Below are 21,301 nucleotides of genomic sequence, written 5' to 3'. Positions count from 1 at the left end.
CAGGTGAACATAAAGCAATTTTCAGGTTGGCTTGAACGCCAACCTATTTTAAAAAATTCCCCAGAAAAACCACTTATTATGGGTATATTAAATGTCACTCCAGACTCTTTTTCTGATGGAGGCAAATTTTTATCCATGGGCAGGGCTTGTGAGCATGCATTTCACTTAATTAGCCAGGGAGCTGATTTAATTGATATTGGGGGACAATCTACTCGACCTGGAGCGCAGTCTGTTCCAATAGATGCTGAATTAAAGCGTGTTATTCCTGTTATCGAACAAATCCGTGCTCATTCAGATGTTTGCATCTCAATTGATACAAATAAACCCGAAGTAATGGAGGCTGCAGTATCCGCGGGCGCTAACCTAATTAATGATGTTTATGCTTTACGTAGTCAAGGAGCGCTTGAAATGGCTGCGAAACTTGCAGTTCCAGTTTGCTTGATGCACATGCAAGGAGAGCCTCACAATATGCAACACCAGCCCTATTATCCACATGGTGTGCTTACAGAAGTGACGCAGTTTTTTTCAGAACGTATTGCTGAGTGTGAGCGTGTGGGGATCAAAAAAAGAAATATAATCCTAGATCCAGGCTTTGGATTTGGAAAACAAGTACAAGATAATTTGCTCTTAGTCAAAAATCTTGATAGCTTTGCAACATTTGCAATGCCGCTGCTTTTAGGGGTTTCACGTAAAAGCACAATTGGGGCAGTACTTGCTAAAGAGGTGGGTGAGCGGTTGATAGGAAGTATAGCGGTCGCAGTTTATGCAGCATTGAAAGGTGCGAGTATCATAAGAACGCATGATGTAGATGAAACAAATCAAGCGTTGCATATGATCACCATGATTGGTAAGGCGGACGTTTAGCAGCTCACGCGAGCTATAAATTCTTAATAAGAAGGTGGTTAAGGATGAGTCAACGTAAATATTTTGGTACTGATGGGATACGGGGGCATGTGGGTTTATCCAATATTAACCCTGAATTTGTGTTGAAATTAGGCTGGGCGGTTGGCCGCGTACTGGCTAATGGTCATCGCAAAAAAGTAGTTATTGGAAAAGATACAAGGGTATCAGGTTACATGTTAGAGTCTGCTTTAGAAGCAGGACTCTCAGCTGCTGGCGTCGATGTTGCTTTATTAGGGCCTATGCCAACGCCTGCTATCGCTTATCTGACTCAAACACTTAGAGCCAATGCAGGGATTGTGATCAGTGCATCTCATAACCTTTTTGAAGATAATGGAATCAAGTTTTTTTCTTCAGAGGGGGGTAAACTACCCGATAGTGTTGAGTTGGCAATTGAAGCAGAACTCGAAAAGAAAATGCAGACAGTACCCTCACAAAATTTAGGTAAGGCAACGCGAATAAACGATGCAAGCGGACGTTACATCGAATTTTGCAAATCCACTATTCCATCATTAACAAGACTTTCTGGTTTAAAAATTGTAGTTGATTGTGCAAATGGGGCGACCTATCACATTGCACCTAATGTTTTTTCAGAGCTTGGTGCGCAAGTTATTTCCATTGGCAATCGTCCTGATGGTTTTAATATCAATGAAGATTGCGGCTCAACGTCTCCCGAGCTTTTAAGGCAAAAAGTTGTGAGCACGGGTGCAGATATTGGCATTGGCTTAGATGGCGATGGGGATCGTGTGGTATTAATCGACGCTAATGGTCGTTTACTTGACGGAGATCAGATCCTTTATATTATTGCTAAAGATAGGCATCAGCGTGGTGTCTTAAATGGCGGTGTAGTTGGTACTCAAATGAGCAACTATGGCCTAGAAATCGCGATTAAAAGTTTAGGTATTCCTTTCGTAAGAACACGGGTCGGCGACCGATATGTGTTAGAGGCTTTGCGAGAAAAGGATTGGAAAATTGGTGGTGAAACATCGGGTCATATCGTTTGTTTGGATAAAACCACCACAGGCGATGGGATCGTGGCGGCCTTACAAGTACTTTCTATTATGGTAAAACAGGGGAAATCCCTGCAGCAGCTCATTGAAGGGATTAATTTATTACCGCAAAGCTTAGTAAATTTAAAAACCAATTACGCCACCTTACTTGCAGAACATACGCAAGTGATTGAAGTAGTTAGGGCCTTAGAGTCAAGCCTAAATGGTGAAGGAAGAGTGCTACTCAGGCCCTCAGGTACCGAGCCCTTATTACGTGTTATGGTAGAAGGCATGAATGAATCTATAGTAAAACAGCATGCACAAAAGCTCTGTGAGGATATAAGCCAAATTGAGAGAAATTTGGTTTTTCAGTAATAAAAATGATCGGATAGGCTTTTTATCTACCAAAGCTTTAAATAAAAAAATCGCTTTAGGGCTACACATCAGCAATGACTTTGGGTATAGTCCGGAATTGAAAGCGTGGGGGCATAGATGAGACATAAGATAGTTGCTGGCAACTGGAAGATGAATGGTCAGCTGCAGCAGGTGATTCAACTAAGTAAAGAGCTTAGAGAATTACTTAATTCTATTAATGATGTCCAAGTTATTGTCATGCCACCAGCTATTTATATCCCGAAGGTTCGAGATATACTTGCTGATTGTAAAATTGAAATAGGTGCCCAGAATATCTATCCAAAAGATTTTGGGGCGTATACTGGGGAGATATCAGCACCTATGCTAAAGGATTTCAACTGTCGCTATGTATTGGTTGGACATTCTGAGAGAAGACACTGTTTTCACGAGGATGAAAATTTTGTAGCGCAAAAATTCCACCATGTAAAAGAACATGGTATGATACCGGTTCTTTGCGTCGGTGAAACGCTAAAAGAACGTGAAGCAGGACAAACAGAGCAAGTAATTGCCAAGCAATTGCTCGCAATAAGCGAACACGATAAAAATTGCTTTCGTGATTGTGTTATAGCTTATGAACCCGTTTGGGCGATAGGCACAGGAAAAACTGCATCACCGGAACAAGCGCAGGAAGTACATCAGTTTATTAGAAGACGGGTTGCAGAGATTAATCATAGCGATGCCGAACGTTTATCACTTCTCTATGGAGGTAGTGTAAATGAAAACAATGCCAGGGCATTATTTACCATGCCAGATGTAGATGGTGGTTTGGTAGGCGGTGCATCGTTGAACGCGAAACAGTTTGTGGAAATTGTGAAATGTATCAATTGATATTAATGATTCATGTAATCGTTGCTGTGGTTTTAATAGGCTTGGTTCTTATCCAACATGGCAAAGGCGCTGATATCGGTGCAGCTTTTGGATCTGGGGCTTCAAATACATTATTTGGAAGCCAAGGAACAGGTGGGTTTTTATTCAAGTTAACAGGTGGCTTGGCATTGACCTTTTTTGTCACCAGTTTATTGTTATCTTACTTGGTGTCTGTACAATATCAAAAAACAGAGCAACAAGTAATTCCTCAGCAAACTAGTGCACCTGCGAATTCAATTCCAGTGCCAGTAGATAACAGTAAAAAGAATAAATAAGATTCTTTGAGTTACGCTGAAGAGCGTACCCCAAGAGTTAAAATAGAATTAATGGAGCTTGTTCACGTTAGGCTGGCTGGACTTAAAAGACTTGATTTTAGGATAGTGAAGTGCAGAAATTAAGGCAGATAGGTCAAGAAGTAGAACTGTAAACAGTCCAAAAAAGAATATGCCGAAGTGGTGGAATTGGTAGACACGCCGTCTTGAGGGGGCGGTGGCGAAAGCCGTGCCGGTTCGAGTCCGGCCTTCGGCACCATTTTAATCCGTGCAAGGTGAAAAAATGCTATCTCAATATTTACCTGTTCTCATTTTCATAATTGTCGGATTGGCATTAGGTATCGCAATGATTGGGGCAGGCGCCTTATTTTCAAAGCATAAGCCTGATAGTGCCAAGAATTCTCCCTATGAATGTGGATTTGGAGCTTTTGAAAATTCACACATTCCATTTGATGTTCGTTTTTATCTTGTAGCCATTTTATTTATTATTTTTGATTTGGAAACAGCATTTTTCTTTCCATGGGCCTTAGTTTTACGCAAAATTGGCTGGTTTGGTTTTGCTGGAATGATGTTATTTTTAGGATTATTGGTTATTGGTTTTATTTATGAATGGAAACGAGGCGCACTCGAGTGGGAATAGATAATAAGAGTGCGGAGTAGAGCTTGTTGACAATACGCTAGATTGAGCCTATTGCCTGATTTTTGAATAAATAGAAGCGTATTTAAAAATCGATGGATGATGACCAAGACACTAGCGTTGTAAACAGGTTCCAAATTCACTTCTGAACGCAACTTCGAACAAGAAGAAGCAGTCAGAGGTGATTTTTTATTAATATTTATCTGCTTAGAGGCTAGCTATGGCGGTTGCAGAATTGCAAAAAAGTGGCTTTGTAACGACTTCAGTCGAGAAACTTCTCGGATGGGCACGTAGTGGTTCTATGTGGCCTATGACTTTTGGATTAGCATGTTGTGCAGTAGAAATGATGCACGTTGGTGCGGCACGTTATGACCTGGATCGATTCGGAATTATTTTCCGTCCCAGTCCACGTCAATCCGATGTAATGATAGTTGCCGGTACCTTATGCAATAAAATGGCTCCTGCTTTACGTAAAGTGTATGATCAAATGCCCGACCCTCGATGGGTTATTTCTATGGGTTCTTGTGCGAACGGTGGAGGATATTATCATTACTCTTACTCGGTAGTTCGAGGGTGTGATCGTATTGTCCCAGTAGATGTATACGTGCCAGGTTGTCCTCCAACTGCGGAAGCATTGCTGTATGGGATTATTCAATTGCAGAACAAAATCAGGCATAAAAAAGTCTTAGAAGCTTAAGATCATCAAAGGTGCAAATAGATGACAAAAAATGATTCTTTGGTTGAACAACTCAAAAGTGAACTATCAAGCCATATTAATGATATTACTGTAGCTTATGATGAAGTAACTATTGAGTGTGGTATATCAAATTTAAAAGCAATGATGTTGGAATTGCGTGATCTCGACGCATTTTCTTTTGATCAACTTATCGATCTTTGTGCTGTAGATTACCTGCTCTATGGTGAATATGATTGGGAAACAGAATCAGCTACAGAAAGTGGTTTCTCTCGAGGCGTGGAACGCCAAGAAGCTAAAGCGTATACTTTGGATAGACCCCGTTTTGCAGTAGTTTACCATTTACTTTCAACCAAAAAAAATCATCGTTTACGCGTTAAAGTATTTGTAGATGAGTCTCATTTAATTGTTCCTTCTGTACATCATTTGTGGAAAGGCGCGAATTGGTTTGAGCGTGAAGCTTATGACTTATTTGGTATTTTGTTTGAAGGACATCCTGATTTAAGACGCATTTTGACTGATTATGGATTTATCGGACACCCATTCCGTAAAGATTTCCCACTTAGTGGTCATGTTGAAATGCGCTATGACGCAAAACTCGAAAAAGTTATCTATGAGCCTGTAGATATCGAGCCCAGAATTTTGGTGCCCAAGGTTATCCGCGAAGATAACCGGTATATTGGTGATAAAAGGGGCAAAAAATGATTGAATTGAAGAATTACACTCTAAACTTTGGTCCACAACATCCAGCAGCACATGGTGTATTGCGCTTGGTTCTTGAACTTGAAGGAGAGACGATTGTTCGCGCAGACCCACATATAGGATTACTTCATAGAGCAACAGAAAAATTGGCAGAGACAAAGCCTTATCTTCAATCTATTGGTTACATGGACCGATTGGATTATGTGTCTATGATGTGTAATGAGCACGCCTACGTACGAGCTATAGAGAAGCTTTTAGGTATTGAGGCCCCACTTCGTGCTCAATACATTCGTACCATGTTTGATGAAATAACCCGAATTTTGAATCACCTGTTATGGTTAGGTGCTATTGCATTAGATATTGGAGCAATGACTGTATTTTTGTATTGTTTCAGGGAGCGCGAAGACCTTTTTGATTGCTATGAAGCCGTATCAGGGGCTCGTATGCATGCTAAATATTATCGACCTGGCGGCGTTGCTCGTGATCTGCCAGACACCATGCCTCAATATAAAGCATCAAGATGGCATAATGATCGTGAAATTGAAAAACTAAATGAAGATCGAAGCGGAACTTTGCTTGATTTTCTATGGGCATTTACTGAGCGTTTTTCTCATTGTGTTGATGAATATGAAACCTTGTTAACTGACAATAGAATATGGAAACAACGTACTGTAGATATCGGTATTGTTTCCCCGGAAGAAGCCTTGCAATGGGGTTTTACTGGCCCAATGCTTCGTGGTTCTGGAATTGCATGGGATCTACGCAAGAAACAGAGTTATGCTGTATATGATCGTGTGGATTTTGATATTCCAGTAGGTAAAACTGGTGACTGCTATGATCGTTATTTAGTTCGCGTAGAAGAGTTAAGGCAGTCTAATCGCATCGTGAGACAATGTATTGAATGGCTTGAAGCAAATCCCGGTCCGGTTCGCATTGATGATCATAAGATTACCCCGCCGCGCCGCGTTGAAATGAAAGAAGATATGGAAGCCTTAATCCATCACTTTAAACTGTTTACTGAAGGTTTTTGTTTGCCAGCTGGAGAAGTGTATAGCGCTGTTGAGGCACCTAAAGGTGAATTTGGTATTTATATGGTATCTGATGGTGCTAATAAACCCTATAGAATGAAAATTCGTGCTCCTGGATTTGCGCATCTGTCCAGCTACGATGCGATGACAAGAGGACATATGATCGCTGATGGTGTCGCAATTTTGGCGAGCCAGGATATAGTATTTGGTGAAATCGATCGTTAATTTGTGGGATATCATTTTTGATAATTGTTAAAAGATGTCCCAGAAAATTACAATTTAAAAAGGTTTTTAGAAATGTCTGATAATTCAGCAAAAATATTAAATCAATTGGTGTCAGCTCAAAGAATAAAGGACATAGATCATTGGGTAGCAAAATATCCACAGGATCAAAAGCAATCTGCGGTAATGAGCGCATTGAGAATCGTCCAAGAAGAACATGGCCACCTAAGCACCGAACTAATGGATGCTGTAGCTGATTATCTTGATATGCCGCCTATTGCTGTTTACGAGGTTGCCAGTTTCTATACGATGTATGAACTCAAACAAGTCGGCAGACATTCAATTAATGTTTGTACAAATATTTCATGTATGCTGCGTGACTCAGCTGCAGTTGTTGAGCATTTAGAAAAAAAATTAGGCATTAAATTAGGTCAAACAACAGATGATGGGCGCTTTACCTTAAGATCTGTTGAATGCTTAGGTGCTTGTGTTAACGCACCAATGATGCAAGTGGACAAGGATTATCATGAGAATCTGACTCCTGAATCTATAGATAAAGTATTGGAACAATACCAATAAAAAGATAGAGGTGGTTGCCGTGGTTGAACTAAATCAAGTTTGTTATCGAACATTTCATCTACCAGAGCCCTGGACACTATCTGCTTATGAAAGTGTTGGCGGATACAGCGCATGGAGAAAAATATTAAAAGAGCAAACTTCTCCACAATCGATTATTGATGAATTAAAAACTTCTGCTTTGCGTGGACGAGGCGGTGCCGGATTCCCTACAGGATTAAAATGGAGTTTTATGAACCGTAACACTCCTGTGCAAAAATATGTAGTCTGTAATTCCGACGAAGGTGAGCCAGGTACATGTAAGGACCGAGAAATACTCACCTTAAATCCACACCAACTCATCGAAGGAATGGCAATAGCCGGATATACCATGGGTTCCACTATCGGCTATAACTACATTCGCGGCGAATTCTGGTTGCCTTATGAGCGTACAGAAGCTGCATTAAAAGAAGCTTATGCAGCCGGTCTACTCGGTAAGAATATTTTAGGTTCGGGTATTGATTTTGATTTGTACAATCATTTGGGAGCCGGTGCGTATATCTGCGGGGAAGAAACGGCACTGCTCAACTCTTTAGAAGGAAAAAAAGGTCAGCCAAGATTTAAACCGCCATTTCCAGCGAATTATGGTTTATATGGCAAACCTACAACGATTAATAATACAGAAACTTTTGCCTCTGTACCGGTGATTATGGAAAAAGGCGGTGAGTGGTTTCTAAAATTAGGTAAGCCAAATAATGGCGGCACTAAGTGTTTTAGTGTGAGTGGCCATGTTAATAAACCTGGTAATTATGAAATTCCTTTGGGAACACCATTTAAAACACTGCTTGAGTTGGCTGGTGGCGTTATAAAAGGCCGAAAAATTAAAGCAGTAATTCCTGGCGGTACCTCTATGCGTGTTTTACCTGGTGATGTCATGATGGAACTCGATATGGATTATGACAGCATTCAAAAAGCAGGCTCAGGCCTAGGTTCAGGTGCTGTAATAATTATGGATGAAACAACCTGTATGGTTGACGCCTTATATCGCATTTCTGAATTCTATATGGATGAGTCTTGCGGTCAATGCACACCGTGCCGCGAAGGTACCGGCTGGTTAGTCCGATTATTACATCGTATTAAAGAAGGTCATGGAGAACCTAGAGATGTAGAGAAATTAATCAATGTTGCGAATAATATCGAAGGACGCACTATTTGTGCATTAGGTGAGGCAGCTGCTTGGCCTGTACAAAGTTTTGTTAAGCATTTCCGCGATGAATTTGAATATTTCGTTAAGCATAAACGCTCAATTGTCGCAGCATAATTAAAAGGTTTGACCATGACTACTACTATTGAAATCGACGGTAAAACATTTGAAGCAGAAAACGGTAAAATGATTATTGAAGTTGCCGATGAAGCAGGCATTCATATTCCACGTTTTTGTTATCATAAAAAATTATCTGTGGCTGCAAACTGCCGCATGTGCCTAGTTGAAGTAGAAAATGGCCGCAAGCCAGTTCCTGCCTGTGCTACTCCAATTACTGACGGAATGAAGGTGTTTACTAAATCAAAAGAAGCCTTACATTCTCAAAAAGTGGTTATGGAATTTCTCCTGATTAATCACCCATTGGATTGTCCTATTTGCGATCAAGGCGGTGAGTGCGAGCTGCAAGATGTATCTATGGGATATGGTGCGGATGCATCAGAATATACTGAAACAAAGCGTTCAGTAGATGATGATAATTTAGGTGAGCTGATTTCAACAGAAATGACTCGCTGCATCCATTGTACTCGTTGTGTTCGTTTTGGCGAGGAAATTGCGGGATTAAGAGAGTTGGGTGCAACCGGTCGTGGCGAACACATGCAAATTGGAACTTATGTCCAGCACAGCATGAAATCAGAAGTCTCTGGCAATATTATCGATTTGTGCCCGGTAGGCGCTTTAACGTCAAAACCATATCGTTTTACAGCGAGAGCTTGGGAACTCACCCAGCATGACGGTGTCGCGCCCCATGACTGCCTGGGTTCTAATATCTATATACATACACGCCGCAATCAGTTAATGCGAGTTGTTCCTAAAGAGAATGAAGTAATTAATGAAACATGGTTATCCGATCGCGACCGATTTAGCTACCTTGGATTAACGAGTTCATTAAGAGCAAGCCAGCCACAAATTAAACGTAATGGCCAATGGGAAATCGTAGATTGGGAAACTGCTTTAAAATTTGCAGCAGAGGGCATAGCACGAGTCATAAAACAAAATGGCCCAGAACAAGTGGCAGCATTTGCATCAAGCTCTTCTACATTAGAAGAACTGTACTTGCTTCAAAAATTAATGCGTGCAATAGGTGTTCATAATTTAGATCACCGGTTGCAACAAGTAGATTTTAGAGATCAAGAAACTCAGGCAACGACTCCAAAAAGTTCATTGACTTATGCAGAAGTAGAACAACAAAATACGATTGTATTGATTGGATGTAATATTGATCGTGAAGTCCCGCTTGCAGGGGTAAGGGTGCGTAAGGCTTATCGTAATGGTGCCGACATTTATGCCATAAACCCAGTAGATTTTGAATATCGTTTCGATCTAAGCGAGCGTTTCATTGTCTCACCATTAGAAATGCCAATGCAACTTGCCAAGCTTGCTTTAGCGCTTACTGATGATCTCAAGACGCTACCCTCGCCAGTACAAAAATTATTAATAGGCCTTGAACCAGACAAGGCAACTCAAAAAGTTGCCAAAGCATTGAAAAACGATAAAGCGTGCTTAATTACGGGTGCCCTCTGTGAAAATCACCCTGAAGCTGCGCTACTGCGTACTTTAATTTCCCATATTGAAAAATTAAGCGGTGCCAAAGTGCTCCGGCTTACTCATGGTGCCAATACAGCTGGTGCTTGGATGGCGGGTATGGTTCCGCATCGTACAACTGCTGGTAAGGCTGATTCCACTCCAGGCATGGATGTACAGGCTGCGTTAAATGCCAAACTTAAAGGATATTTTCTAATGGGAGTAGAGCCAGGGTTTGATTTTGCTAATCCTTATGGTGCAAGACAATCGATGCTTGCTTCCGAGTTTGTCGTATTAATGTCTGCTTACAATCATGAATCAATGCATGACTATGCGGATGTTATTTTACCGATGGCTCCTTATGCTGAAACCTCAGGCACCTACATTAATGTTGATAATACTTGGCAAACTGTCAAGGGAGCCTTGACTCCGTATGGCGAGTCAAGACCAGCATGGAAGATATTGAGAGTATTAGGTAATTTATTGCATTGTGATGGCTTTGATTATTTGTCAACAGAAGATATTTTGTCTGAAATTAAAAATAGTGTTGCAATCACAATGGAGCAAGAATATAAACCATATTATCCTGAGAGCCTACCTATGATGAATCAATCGTTAGTTCGAGTAGGAGAGTGGCCACTCTATCGCAGCGATGCAATTGTCAGAAATAGTAAAGAACTGCAATTATGCGCAGCTGCTGAGCAAGCATGCATACGCATCAATCCTCTAACAGCAGATCGATTGAAATTAGAAGATGTTGCTACTGTATCTCAGGGAGATATTGAGATAACATTGCCGCTAAAACGTGATGAACGCATTGCGGCAGATGTTGTATGGGTAGCAAACGCGATGCCTGAAACAGTAGATTTGGGTCATTCATTTGCTGCAATAACTATTAAGCGCTAGGCAGGTAAGAAAATGCTGCAAGATATTAGCATATTAATTTGGGTCATCATTAAAATATTAGTAATCGTAGTACCTTTGCTACTATGTGTTGCATATTTAATATACGCAGAGCGTAAGGTTATTGGGTATATACAAACACGTATAGGACCGAATCGTGTTGGGTTAAGGGGGTTGCTCCAACCCATTGCGGATTTAATTAAATTAATCACTAAAGAAATTATTATCCCTACCCGTTCCAATAAATATCTTTTTATTGCCGCACCCTTATTCGCATTGGTTCCGGCTTTGGCTGGTTGGGCGGTGGTTCCTTTTCAAGAAGGTATGGTTCTCGCCAATATTAATGCAGGGGTACTTTACGTTTTTGCTATGAGTTCACTGGGGGTGTACGGTGTTCTGATCGCAGGTTGGGCATCCAACTCGAAGTATGCAATGTTTGGTGCTTTAAGGAGTACAGCGCAAACTGTTTCTTATGAAATTGCTATGGGTTTTGCTTTAGTGGGCGTACTATTAGCTGCCGGAAGCATGAATTTCACAGATATTGTTAATTCACAAAGAGGTGGAATTTTACACTGGTGGTTTATTCCTCTTCTTCCATTATTTTTTGTATTCTGGATTGCTGGAATTGCTGAAACCAATAGAGCGCCTTTCGATCTGGCAGAAGGCGAATCTGAAATCGTTGCTGGTTTCCATGTCGAGTATTCAGGGATAGGATTCGCACTATTCTTCTTGTCAGAATACGCAAGCATGATTCTTGTCTCTGTACTGCTCAGCATTATGTTTATGGGTGGATGGATGTCACCTTTTGAAGGAATTCCCTTCTTAGAAAATATATTTTTTGTTGTACCTGGCTTTGTTTGGTTACTCGTAAAAGTGAGCTTTTTCCTATATGTGTATTTATGGATAAGAGCTACTTTTCCTCGTTATCGTTATGACCAACTTATGCGCTTAGGTTGGAAAGTACTCATTCCGGTCACCATTGTTTGGATTATTGTAACTGCGCTAATGGTGGTTACACATGTTAAACCTTGGTTTTAATGGTTAATAGAGAAGCCGATGAAAAAAGCATATCAATATATTAAATACTACGTACGCAGTTTTCTTTTAATAGAATTATTGCAGGGTTTAAAATTAACTGGTAAATATTTCTTTAAGAAAAAGACCACAGTTCAATTCCCTGAAGAGCAAACACCCATATCTCCTCGCTTTAGAGGAGCGCTAGCTCTACGCCGCTATCCTAATGGGGAAGAGCGCTGTATCGCCTGCAAATTATGTGAAGCTGTTTGTCCTGCATTGGCAATTACTATCGAAGCAGAACCTCGTGAAGATGGGTCTCGACGAACTACGAGATATGATATCGATGTCTTTAAATGCATTAATTGTGGTTTATGTGAAGAATCTTGCCCTGTAGATTCCATAGTAGTTACACCGGTACTTCACTACCATATTAGCGAACGTGGTCAGAATATTATGACTAAGGAAAAGCTCTTGGCGCTTGGTGATTTGCTGGAGCCAAGACTTGCAGCAGATCGAGCTGCTGACGAAAAATACCGATAACGGGGTACAGTATGCATGAATTATTAGTTCCAATTATCTTTTATATTTTTGCGGCTATAGCAGTCGGTGCTGCCTTTATGGTGATCATACAAGACAACCCTGTGCGTAGTGTTTTATTCCTTGTACTTACTTTTTTTGCCAGTGCCATTTTATGGATACTTGCAGAAGCAGAATTTCTTGCCTTGATTCTGGTACTGGTTTATGTGGGGGCAGTGATGACACTGTTTCTCTTCGTGGTCATGATGCTCAATATTGATATTGAAGTAATTAAAAACCATTACAAACGTTATTTACCCTTTGGCTTGATTCTGGTTGCGTTATTAACAGGTCTTTTAATGGTATCTATACCTGCAGGTACATTTAAGTCGAATGTTGAAACACAAAACCAAGCGCCCATAAGTACCCAGTTTTTTGATGTGGCACAAAACAATCCTGCAGGACAGCCATTATCAAATACCGAAGCCTTAGGTATGGTTTTGTACACCGATTATTTACTGGCTTTTGAGATTGCCGCTGCATTGTTGCTTATTGCAATTATTTCTGCAATTACCCTGGTGCATAGAGGTCCGAGAAAGTCGAAGAGACAGAATGTGAAACAACAGATTCTGACAAGTCGAAATGAACGGGTTGAATTAATTAATATGAAAGCAGAAAAATAATGTTGGGGAATTCTATATGATACCGGTTAATAATTACCTAATTTTAGGTGCGATTTTATTCGGGTTTGGTCTTATTGGCATAATGATGAATCGTAGGAACATCATCTTATTGCTGGTATGTATCGAATTAATGTTACTTGCAGTGAATACTAATTTTATTGCATTTTCTCATTATTATAGTGAGATTAGTGGTCAGGTTTTTGTCTTTTTCATTTTAACAGTTGCTGCTGCAGAAGCAGCAATAGGATTGGCGATAGTGATGTTGCTTTATAGAAATAGAGGCAATATTGACGTAGATAAGATGAATCATTTAAAAGGTTAACATTGTGAGTATCCAACAACTTTGTTTAATAATTGTTTTAGCTCCCTTGGCAGGCTCCATAATTGCTGGCTTTCTCCGTAATCAAATAGGACGCGTCGGGGCCCATAGTGCTACTATTCTTGGTGTCACCATTTCTTTTGTCGTATCGCTGTATGTTGCTTGGCAACTGTTTTCTGGTGCCGTTCCAACTGAAAACACAGTTCTTTATCATTGGGCCAGCGGTGGCTTAATCCTTCCTTTTGAATTTAACATAGGTTTTTTGATTGACCCCCTAAGTGTTGTTATGCTGGTGACTGTTAATTTTGTCTCGTTGCTGGTGCATATCTACAGTATTGGCTATATGGCAGATGATGACGGATACCAACGCTTTTTTAGTTACATCTCTCTATTTACCTTTATGATGCTTATGCTGGTCAGCGCAAATAACTTTTTGCAATTGTTCTTTGGCTGGGAAGGTGTAGGTCTTGTTTCATACCTCCTTATCGGCTTCTGGTATCAAAAGGAGTCAGCAATTGAAGGTAGCCTCAAAGCATTTATTGTAAACCGAGTTGGTGATTTCGGTTTTCTAATAGGTATTGCGTTGGTTTTCGCATATACCGGTAGCGTCGATTATGAAACGGTGTTTAAAAGCGTAAGTTACTTATCAAGCCAAAGCATCGAGTTATTTCATGGACATCCTTGGTCTTTAGTGACCGTGATTTGTTTGGCTTTATATGTGGGTGCTATGGGTAAGTCTGCACAAGTACCTCTGCATGTATGGTTACCTGAGTCAATGGAAGGTCCAACACCTATTTCCGCACTGATTCACGCTGCAACCATGGTTACCGCAGGCGTATTTATGATTGCGCGTATTTCACCGTTAATTGAATTTTCTACTACTGCGTTAAGCGTGGTCTTGGTGATTGGTGCCACGGGTGCACTGTTTACAGGCATTTTAGCATTGGTAATGAATGATATTAAGCGAGTGGTGGCTTATTCAACCTTATCTCAGTTAGGTTATATGATGGTTGGAATGGGTGCCTCTGCATATAGTGCAGGAATGTTTCACCTTCTCACTCATGCATGTTTTAAAGCGCTCTTATTCCTTGGTGCAGGTTCAGTAATTATTGGCATGCACCATGAACAAGATATGCGAAAAATGGGCGGCTTATGGAACAAAATGCCGATCACATACTTAACCTATGTGATCGGATCACTGGCACTCTGTGCGTTGCCGCCATTGGCAGGGTTTTATTCAAAAGATACTATTATCGAAGCAGCACAGTTATCCCATATACCTGGAAGTGGCTATGCCTATTTCTGTGTACTTATTGGAGCCGGCGTAACCGCATTGTATACCTTTAGATCTCTATTTATGACCTTCCATGGTAAACCACGAATGGATGAGCATACCTTGAGTCATGTTCATGAATCACCATGGGTCGTATGGTTGCCGCTCGTTCTTCTTGCTATTCCTTCAATAATCTTGGGTTACGTGCTGTATATGCCTATGCTATACGATAATCCGACAATTTTAGGTTCATCTTTGTTTGTTCTTCCTGAACATAATGTTTTGGCTGAGCTTGCTCATGAAGTGACTTCTCCTTTTGAAAGTATGTTGCATTCGGTTTATTCACTTACCCTTTGGATAACTTTAGCGGGGATTGCTGTTGCATGGATTTGTTATATTGCTGTTCCCTCAATCCCAGGTTATCTGGCACGCAAATTTTCACTCATTTATAAGATACTTGTTAATAAATATGGATTTGATGCATTTAACAACTTATTCTTTGTGAAAGGTTCTAAGGGTATAGGAACTGTATTTTACAGTCTGGGTGATCAAAAGCTCATCGATGGAATGTTTGTTAACGGCAGCAGTCGACTGGTTAGATGGTTTTCAGCTAAAGGTCGCGCTATACAAAGTGGTTATCTGTATCATTATGCAGCAGTAATGGTTTTTGGATTGCTTGGATTTTTATGCTGGTTAATACTCGGCTGAATATAGGGTGAAGGTATGCATTATTTGCTCAATTTACTAATTTGGTTGCCAGTAATAGGCGGTGTTTTTGTTCTTCTCGCTGGAGATGATCGGAGCCCGAATATTTCCCGTTATTTGGCATTATTTACTGTAATACTTTGTTTGCTGCTTTGTATCCCCCTGGTTGCAGGTTTTGATCCCAAAGTATTGGGAATGCAATATCTGGAGGAATTTCAATGGATGCCTACCTTAGGGATCAGCTATAGCTTAGGTATTGATGGGATGTCTTTACTCTTAATCGTGCTGAGTATTTTTACCAATTTAGTGGTGATCTTGGCGACCTGGGAAAGTATTACCAATAGGGTGGCACAATATTTAGCTGCATTTTTAATTATGCAAGGTTTATTAGTCGGTGTTTTCTCGGCTTTAGATGCAATTTTATTCTATGTCTTCTGGGAAGCAACGCTTATTCCTATGTACCTCATTATTGGAATATGGGGGTCAGATAACCGAGTTTATGCTGCCATAAAATTTTTCTTGTATACCTTCTTAGGGTCAGTGCTTATGTTGGCTAGCTTTTTGTATATGGGCTATATAGCCGGCACGTTTAATATCGAAGCACTCTATTCGATTAAATTAGGAATGACGGCACAAACACTGATTTTCATTGCCTTTTTTCTTGGTTTTGCAATTAAAATCCCAATGTTCCCAGTTCACACCTGGTTACCGGATGCACATACCGAAGCCCCTGCAGGCGGTTCAGTAGTACTGGCAGCAATTTTATTAAAGCTCGGTGCTTATGGATTTATTCGTTTTTCATTACCAATAGTTCCTGACGCATGCAGTCGCTATGCAGGGGTCATGATTGCCTTGTCTTTAATTGCAATTGTCTACATTGCGCTAGTCGCAATTATTCAAAAGGATATGAAGCGGCTGATTGCCTACTCCTCTATTTCGCATATGGGATTTGTAACATTGGGCTCTTTTGCTATCTTTGCTATAGCCAAGCAAACAGGGTTGAGTGCTGCGGGCCTGATATTAGAAGGTGCGATAGTAGTCATGATCTCCCATGCCTTTGTCTCAAGCGCACTGTTTGCCGGTGTAGGTTATATTTATGACCGCATGCATACTCGCCGCCTGGCAGATATGGGCGGAATAGTGAATACCATGCCAATGTTTGCCTCTTTCTTTATGTTGTTTTGTATGGCAAATGCCGGTTTGCCAGGAACCTCGGGTTTTGTTGGTGAGTTCATGGTGATTTTAGGGTCCATGAAGGCCGGTTTTTGGATTACATTTTGGGCTGCTACGACTCTAATTACTGCAGCCGGCTATAATCTTTGGATGTATAAACGAGTCATTTTTGGTCCCGTAGCAAATGAAAAGGTTGCTGCATTAAAAGACCTCTCGGGCTTTGAGTTAAGTGCTTACGTTCTACTTGCTTTGATGGTTATCGCTATGGGGGTTTATCCTAAGCCATTGTTAGAGTACATACATCAAACAGTAAGCCATACTCTAGCATTAGCAAGTCAATCAAAATTGTAATCAAGGTTAATCAATATGACAGCATTACTTGAAAATATCCATGTAGCCCTTCCGGAAATGATCGTGTTAGTTGCAGCGTGTGTTGCGCTGCTTGCTGATTTATTTTTACGGCATCGGTATAAATCAATAGCCTATATTATATCGTGTATTGGCTTGGTTTTAGGTGCTGTTGTTAGCTTCCTTTATATCGGCATGTATAAAGTCATTACTCTTCATGGTCTGTTTATTAGTGATGACGTTGCCAATTTAATGAAAGTCTTTATCTATCTGACGGTATTATTGAGCTTTATCTATTCAAAAAATTATATCGATGAGCGTCAAATGCCTTCAGGGGATTACTATATTTTGGGAATGTTTTCTACTTTAGGGATGATGCTTCTTGTTTCGGCACATTCTCTGTTGACTATTTTCCTTGGTTTGGAATTATTGTCATTGCCTTTATATGCTATGACTGCCATTCGTCGAACTGATAGTGATGCTTCTGAAGCCGCAATGAAGTACTTTGTTATGGGCTCAATTGCATCTGCAATGCTTTTATATGGTATTTCCCTAATTTATGGTGCGACTGGAAAACTTGATTTAATGGAGGTTGCTAATGCAATTGCCGCGAATTGGCAACAGCAGAGTACCTTAGTTGTTTTTGCTCTAGTGTTTATCCTATCTGGAATTGCATTTAAATTAGCGGCAGTTCCCTTTCATATGTGGGTTCCAGATGTATATCAGGGAGCACCGACGTCAGTTACCTTATTCATCAGTGCTGCTCCCAAAATTGCTGCTGTAGGTATGACTTTTAGATTATTAACTATTGGCCTAGTGGATGTCAGCACGCAATGGCAACAAATCTTATTGGTCATGACACTGCTTTCAACTGGCTTAGGGAATTTATTTGCGGTGGTACAGAACAGTATTAAACGGCTGCTAGCCTATTCAGCGATTTCACATATGGGATATGCTTTGTTTGGTATTTTAGCCGCCACTGCCGCAGGGTATTCTGCCGCCCTGTATTATATTTTGATCTATGCAATAACTTCAGCAGCATCTTTTGGCTTGATTGTTTTAATGTCTAGTCAAGGAATGGAAATTGATAACGTTGATGATTTGAAAGGTCTCAACAAAAGAAGCCCATGGTTAGCATTTATGATGTTAATCATTTTGTTTTCTTTGGCAGGAGTTCCTCCCACTGTTGGTTTTTTTGCTAAATTACTTGTACTTAAAGCATTGGTCGATGCACAAATGACCTGGATTGCAGTAGTAGGTTTATTCTTTACAGTAATTGGTGCTTATTATTATTTACGAATTGTTAAAATCATGTATTTTGACAAACCAACACAAGTTGAACCAGTTATTATGAATAAAGGGAATACTTTAGTATTTTCTTTAAATTGCTTGTCACTTCTTTATCTAGGTATTTTTCCAGGCACACTAATTGTCGCGTGTATCAATGCTTTTGGTTCCTAAAAGTAAATATTCCGCTTCTGCATTAGAAAAAACCCATTTTTTGTAATGCAGAACAATATTTATTTGTAATCTGTACGAAAGTACTTGCTAAGCGTACCGACTCTAAGTATACTTGCCATCAGTTGACGCGGGGTGGAGCAGCCTGGTAGCTCGTCGGGCTCATAACCCGAAGGTCGTAGGTTCAAATCCTGCCCCCGCTACCACTTATTAAGAACCCCATTTATGGGGTTTTTTATTATGTATAATTTGTAACTGCACTAAAAAAATAGTAGTAGCCCAGTAAAGTCAAGGCCGTACTCGGAAACATAGTTTTATCAGCAATCACTTTCTAGAGTTAAGTCCTTCCCTGAACTTAGGTTACTATATTGTATTTGTATTAGGCATGTACCCTTTTTTGGTTTGTTAATACTATGATACAAGATGAATTGGAACAAATATTAGAGCCTGCAATCAATGATATGGGCTATGAACTTTGGGGATGTGAATATCTTTCGCAAGGTAAGCATTCTTTATTGCGTATATACATTGATAAGGCCGATGGAATAGGAATTGATGACTGTGAAGCGGTGAGTCATCAAGTTAGTGCTTTGCTTGATGTTGAAGATCCAATTCCTGGGAATTACAGCTTGGAAGTATCATCACCTGGTATTCCAAGACCTCTATTTAAAAGTTGGCAATATCAACGTTATATAGGGAATGAAATACAAGTAAAAACTTTTAAACCAGTTGATGGTAAGCGTAAATTTACAGGTACTATTGTCTCAGTATCTGAGAGTTCTTTGGTACTTAATGTAAATAACGAAGATCAAGAATTACTTTTTTCAAATATTGTGAAAGCAAGTTTGACAGTATAGAGAGGCGAACAATGAGCAAAGAATTGTTACTAGTTGCAGAGGCGTTATCAAACGAAAGAGGTGTAAGTAAAGATGTAATTATACTTGCCATTCAGGCCGCACTGGAGTCTGCAACTCGCAAGATCTTTGGTTTAGATATAGGCGTGCGAATTAAACTAGATCCTCGTACAGGTGACTATGAAACGTTTCGGTATTGGGATGTAGTGAATGATGATGAGTTAGAACACACTGACCGCCAATTAACTCTCGAACAAGCAAAAGAACGTAATCCGACAGCAAAAATTGGAGATCGTATCGAAGAATCGATCCCTTCAATTGAATTTGGCAGAATTGAAGCTCAGGCTGCCCGCCAAGTGATCATGCAAAAGGTTAGAGAAGCTGAGCGTGAGCTCGTCATTGACCAATTTAGAAGCAAATTAGGCCAGTTGATTTATGGTACTGTTAAAAAAGTAACACGAGATAATATTATCATTGACTTAGGTGGTAAAGCAGAGGCTTTTTTACCTCGCACGGAGATGCTTCCTCATGAAATGTTCCGTCCGAATGATAGAGTGCGTGCTTATTTATATGAGATAACCCCGCAAGCGCGAGGTCCGCAGTTATTTGTAAGCCGTACTCGTAATGAAATGCTTATTGAGCTTTTCCGGATCGAAGTACCCGAAATTGGTGAGAACGTTATTGAGGTTAAAGCGGCTGCTCGTGATCCAGGAAACCGGGCAAAGATTGCAGTAAAAACTAACGACGGACGGATTGACCCTGTAGGCGCCTGTGTTGGTATGCGTGGGGCACGTGTTCAAGCTGTTTCTAGTGAACTCGGTGGTGAGCGTGTAGACATTATTTTATGGGATGACAATCCTGCGCAATTAGTCATTAATGCGATGGCTCCAGCAGAGATTTCTTCAATTGTTGTTGATGAAGACACTCATACAATGGATTTAGCTGTAGAAAAAGATCAATTATCCCAGGCAATTGGTCGCAATGGTCAAAACGTTCGATTGGCAAGCCAATTAACGGGATGGACTTTGAATGTAATGACTACGGACGAATTTGAAAATAAGAATTTGGAAGAGTCCAGTAAAATAGTGAAGTTATTTACAACTGCACTGGAAATTGATGAAGAAATTGCTACATTATTAGTAGCACATGGCTTTTCTTCGCTTGAGGAAATCGCTTATGTTCCTAAGGAAGAGTTGCTTGCAATTGATGAATTCGATGAAGAAATTGTTGAAGAACTAAGAAATCGAGCAAACGATAAATTACTCACTATGGCTCTTTCTTCGGGTAAAGAGCTATCTGGTTCACCTGATGAATCACTACTCTCAATGGAAGGCATGACTGAAGAGCTAGCTAATAAATTAGCTGCGAAGGGAATTACCTCTATGGAAGATTTAGCGGAGCAATCTGTAGATGAGTTGTTAGAAATTGATGGGATAACAGAAGAAAAGGCCGGAGCTTTAATTATGAAGGCCAGAGAACCATGGTTTTTATGAGACTATGGATTTATTATAAATTAATGTAGTGCAATTATGCAGCTCTGTCTTTGAAGATGAATAGAACTGCTGAAAGGGGATCAAAATATGGCGGATGTGACGGTTAAACAATTAGCTCAAGTCGTTGGTATTCCGGTTGAACGCTTATTGAACCAGTTACAGGAAGCAGGGTTATCTTTTACCGATGACCAACAGACTGTGAATGAAGAGCAAAAGCGAATCCTACTCAATCATTTGAAGAGGGCTTCGCTGCGTGACGTGAATGCTTCACCTGAAAGAATTACTTTACGACGAAAAAGTTTATCCCAAGTCACGGTTGGCCATGATGCTCATAGTGGAAAAACTGTAAATGTTGAAGTTCGTAAGAAAAAAGTATTTGTAAAGCGAGCTCCAGTCATAGAGCAGCATGAGGTTGAAGAACCCGAGGTTTTACCTGAAGAAAATCAAATCGCTACCGAACAGCATCCAGCTGAAGTTGCGCCAGAGGTTTTATC

General features: G+C 40.3%; 20 protein-coding genes, 2 tRNA genes and 1 pseudogene. All 23 read left to right on the top strand.

Annotated elements, in window-relative coordinates; all coding sequences use genetic code 11:
- Positions 1 to 3 precede the first annotated feature (3 nt).
- Positions 4 to 864 (top strand): dihydropteroate synthase, encoded by an 861-nt coding sequence (gene folP, locus OQJ26_RS08935; RefSeq protein ID WP_265703512.1) that lies wholly within the window; start codon positions 4 to 6, stop codon positions 862 to 864.
- A gap of 44 nt (positions 865 to 908) precedes the next feature.
- Entirely contained in the window at positions 909 to 2,264 is a 1,356-nt protein-coding gene (gene glmM / locus OQJ26_RS08930; RefSeq protein WP_265703511.1) for a phosphoglucosamine mutase, read from the top strand.
- A 117-nt stretch (positions 2,265 to 2,381) separates the two neighbouring features.
- Positions 2,382 to 3,131, top strand: coding sequence for a triose-phosphate isomerase (gene tpiA / locus OQJ26_RS08925; protein ID WP_265703510.1), 750 nt, complete (start codon positions 2,382 to 2,384; stop codon positions 3,129 to 3,131).
- Complete coding sequence (gene secG / locus OQJ26_RS08920; protein ID WP_265703509.1) at positions 3,119 to 3,445, top strand: preprotein translocase subunit SecG; 327 nt, start codon at positions 3,119 to 3,121, stop codon at positions 3,443 to 3,445. Before tpiA ends, secG begins: the two co-directional genes overlap by 13 nt.
- A gap of 171 nt (positions 3,446 to 3,616) precedes the next feature.
- Positions 3,617 to 3,701 (top strand) — tRNA-Leu (locus tag OQJ26_RS08915).
- 24 nt (positions 3,702 to 3,725) lie between these two features.
- Positions 3,726 to 4,082, top strand: coding sequence for an NADH-quinone oxidoreductase subunit A (locus OQJ26_RS08910; protein ID WP_028381737.1), 357 nt, complete (start codon positions 3,726 to 3,728; stop codon positions 4,080 to 4,082).
- A 217-nt stretch (positions 4,083 to 4,299) separates the two neighbouring features.
- Positions 4,300 to 4,776: a NuoB/complex I 20 kDa subunit family protein gene (locus tag OQJ26_RS08905; protein ID WP_028381738.1), complete on the top strand. Its 477-nt coding sequence runs from the start codon at positions 4,300 to 4,302 to the stop codon at positions 4,774 to 4,776.
- Positions 4,777 to 4,797: 21 nt separating this feature from the next.
- Complete coding sequence (locus tag OQJ26_RS08900) at positions 4,798 to 5,478, top strand: NADH-quinone oxidoreductase subunit C (RefSeq protein WP_265703508.1); 681 nt, start codon at positions 4,798 to 4,800, stop codon at positions 5,476 to 5,478.
- On the top strand, positions 5,475 to 6,728 hold the full coding sequence (locus OQJ26_RS08895) for an NADH-quinone oxidoreductase subunit D (protein WP_265703507.1): 1,254 nt from the start codon (positions 5,475 to 5,477) through the stop codon (positions 6,726 to 6,728). The genes OQJ26_RS08900 and OQJ26_RS08895 overlap by 4 nt, the downstream gene beginning before the upstream one ends.
- A 72-nt stretch (positions 6,729 to 6,800) precedes the next feature.
- A complete protein-coding gene (nuoE, locus tag OQJ26_RS08890) occupies positions 6,801 to 7,304 on the top strand; it encodes an NADH-quinone oxidoreductase subunit NuoE (protein ID WP_265703506.1) in 504 nt (167 codons plus the stop codon).
- Between the two features lie 19 nt (positions 7,305 to 7,323).
- Positions 7,324 to 8,601, top strand: a complete 1,278-nt coding sequence (gene nuoF, locus OQJ26_RS08885) for an NADH-quinone oxidoreductase subunit NuoF (RefSeq protein ID WP_265703505.1) — start codon at positions 7,324 to 7,326, stop codon at positions 8,599 to 8,601.
- A 15-nt stretch (positions 8,602 to 8,616) separates the two neighbouring features.
- Positions 8,617 to 10,971 (top strand): NADH-quinone oxidoreductase subunit NuoG, encoded by a 2,355-nt coding sequence (gene nuoG / locus OQJ26_RS08880; RefSeq protein ID WP_265703504.1) that lies wholly within the window; start codon positions 8,617 to 8,619, stop codon positions 10,969 to 10,971.
- A 12-nt stretch (positions 10,972 to 10,983) separates the two neighbouring features.
- Positions 10,984 to 12,006, top strand: coding sequence for an NADH-quinone oxidoreductase subunit NuoH (gene nuoH, locus OQJ26_RS08875; protein ID WP_028381744.1), 1,023 nt, complete (start codon positions 10,984 to 10,986; stop codon positions 12,004 to 12,006).
- A gap of 18 nt (positions 12,007 to 12,024) precedes the next feature.
- The gene (gene nuoI, locus OQJ26_RS08870; protein WP_265703503.1) at positions 12,025 to 12,525 is read left to right on the top strand and encodes an NADH-quinone oxidoreductase subunit NuoI; all 501 of its coding nucleotides are present in this window, start codon (positions 12,025 to 12,027) and stop codon (positions 12,523 to 12,525) included.
- An 11-nt stretch (positions 12,526 to 12,536) separates the two neighbouring features.
- A complete protein-coding gene (locus OQJ26_RS08865; protein ID WP_265703502.1) occupies positions 12,537 to 13,184 on the top strand; it encodes an NADH-quinone oxidoreductase subunit J in 648 nt (215 codons plus the stop codon).
- Between the two features lie 16 nt (positions 13,185 to 13,200).
- The gene (gene nuoK, locus OQJ26_RS08860; protein WP_028381747.1) at positions 13,201 to 13,506 is read left to right on the top strand and encodes an NADH-quinone oxidoreductase subunit NuoK; all 306 of its coding nucleotides are present in this window, start codon (positions 13,201 to 13,203) and stop codon (positions 13,504 to 13,506) included.
- A gap of 4 nt (positions 13,507 to 13,510) precedes the next feature.
- Entirely contained in the window at positions 13,511 to 15,484 is a 1,974-nt protein-coding gene (gene nuoL / locus OQJ26_RS08855; RefSeq protein ID WP_265703501.1) for an NADH-quinone oxidoreductase subunit L, read from the top strand.
- Positions 15,485 to 15,499: 15 nt separating this feature from the next.
- The gene (locus tag OQJ26_RS08850) at positions 15,500 to 17,005 is read left to right on the top strand and encodes a complex I subunit 4 family protein (RefSeq protein ID WP_265703500.1); all 1,506 of its coding nucleotides are present in this window, start codon (positions 15,500 to 15,502) and stop codon (positions 17,003 to 17,005) included.
- A gap of 15 nt (positions 17,006 to 17,020) precedes the next feature.
- Entirely contained in the window at positions 17,021 to 18,463 is a 1,443-nt protein-coding gene (nuoN, locus tag OQJ26_RS08845; protein WP_265703499.1) for an NADH-quinone oxidoreductase subunit NuoN, read from the top strand.
- A 126-nt stretch (positions 18,464 to 18,589) separates the two neighbouring features.
- Positions 18,590 to 18,666: transfer RNA gene (locus tag OQJ26_RS08840), tRNA-Met, on the top strand.
- 207 nt (positions 18,667 to 18,873) lie between these two features.
- The gene (gene rimP, locus OQJ26_RS08835) at positions 18,874 to 19,317 is read left to right on the top strand and encodes a ribosome maturation factor RimP (RefSeq protein ID WP_265703498.1); all 444 of its coding nucleotides are present in this window, start codon (positions 18,874 to 18,876) and stop codon (positions 19,315 to 19,317) included.
- 11 nt (positions 19,318 to 19,328) lie between these two features.
- Positions 19,329 to 20,807, top strand: coding sequence for a transcription termination factor NusA (gene nusA / locus OQJ26_RS08830; RefSeq protein WP_265703497.1), 1,479 nt, complete (start codon positions 19,329 to 19,331; stop codon positions 20,805 to 20,807).
- Positions 20,808 to 20,894: 87 nt separating this feature from the next.
- A pseudogene (locus OQJ26_RS19440) lies at positions 20,895 to 21,243 on the top strand (translation initiation factor IF-2 associated domain-containing protein); the annotation flags it as partial.
- Positions 21,244 to 21,301 lie beyond the last annotated feature (58 nt).

The sequence above is a fragment of the Legionella sheltonii genome, assembly GCF_026191355.1.
In the GTDB taxonomy this organism is placed as follows: Bacteria; Pseudomonadota; Gammaproteobacteria; order Legionellales; family Legionellaceae; genus Legionella; species Legionella sheltonii.
The sequence above is the reverse complement of the archived record's forward strand: the minus strand, read 5'-3'. Positions and strand labels throughout refer to the sequence as shown.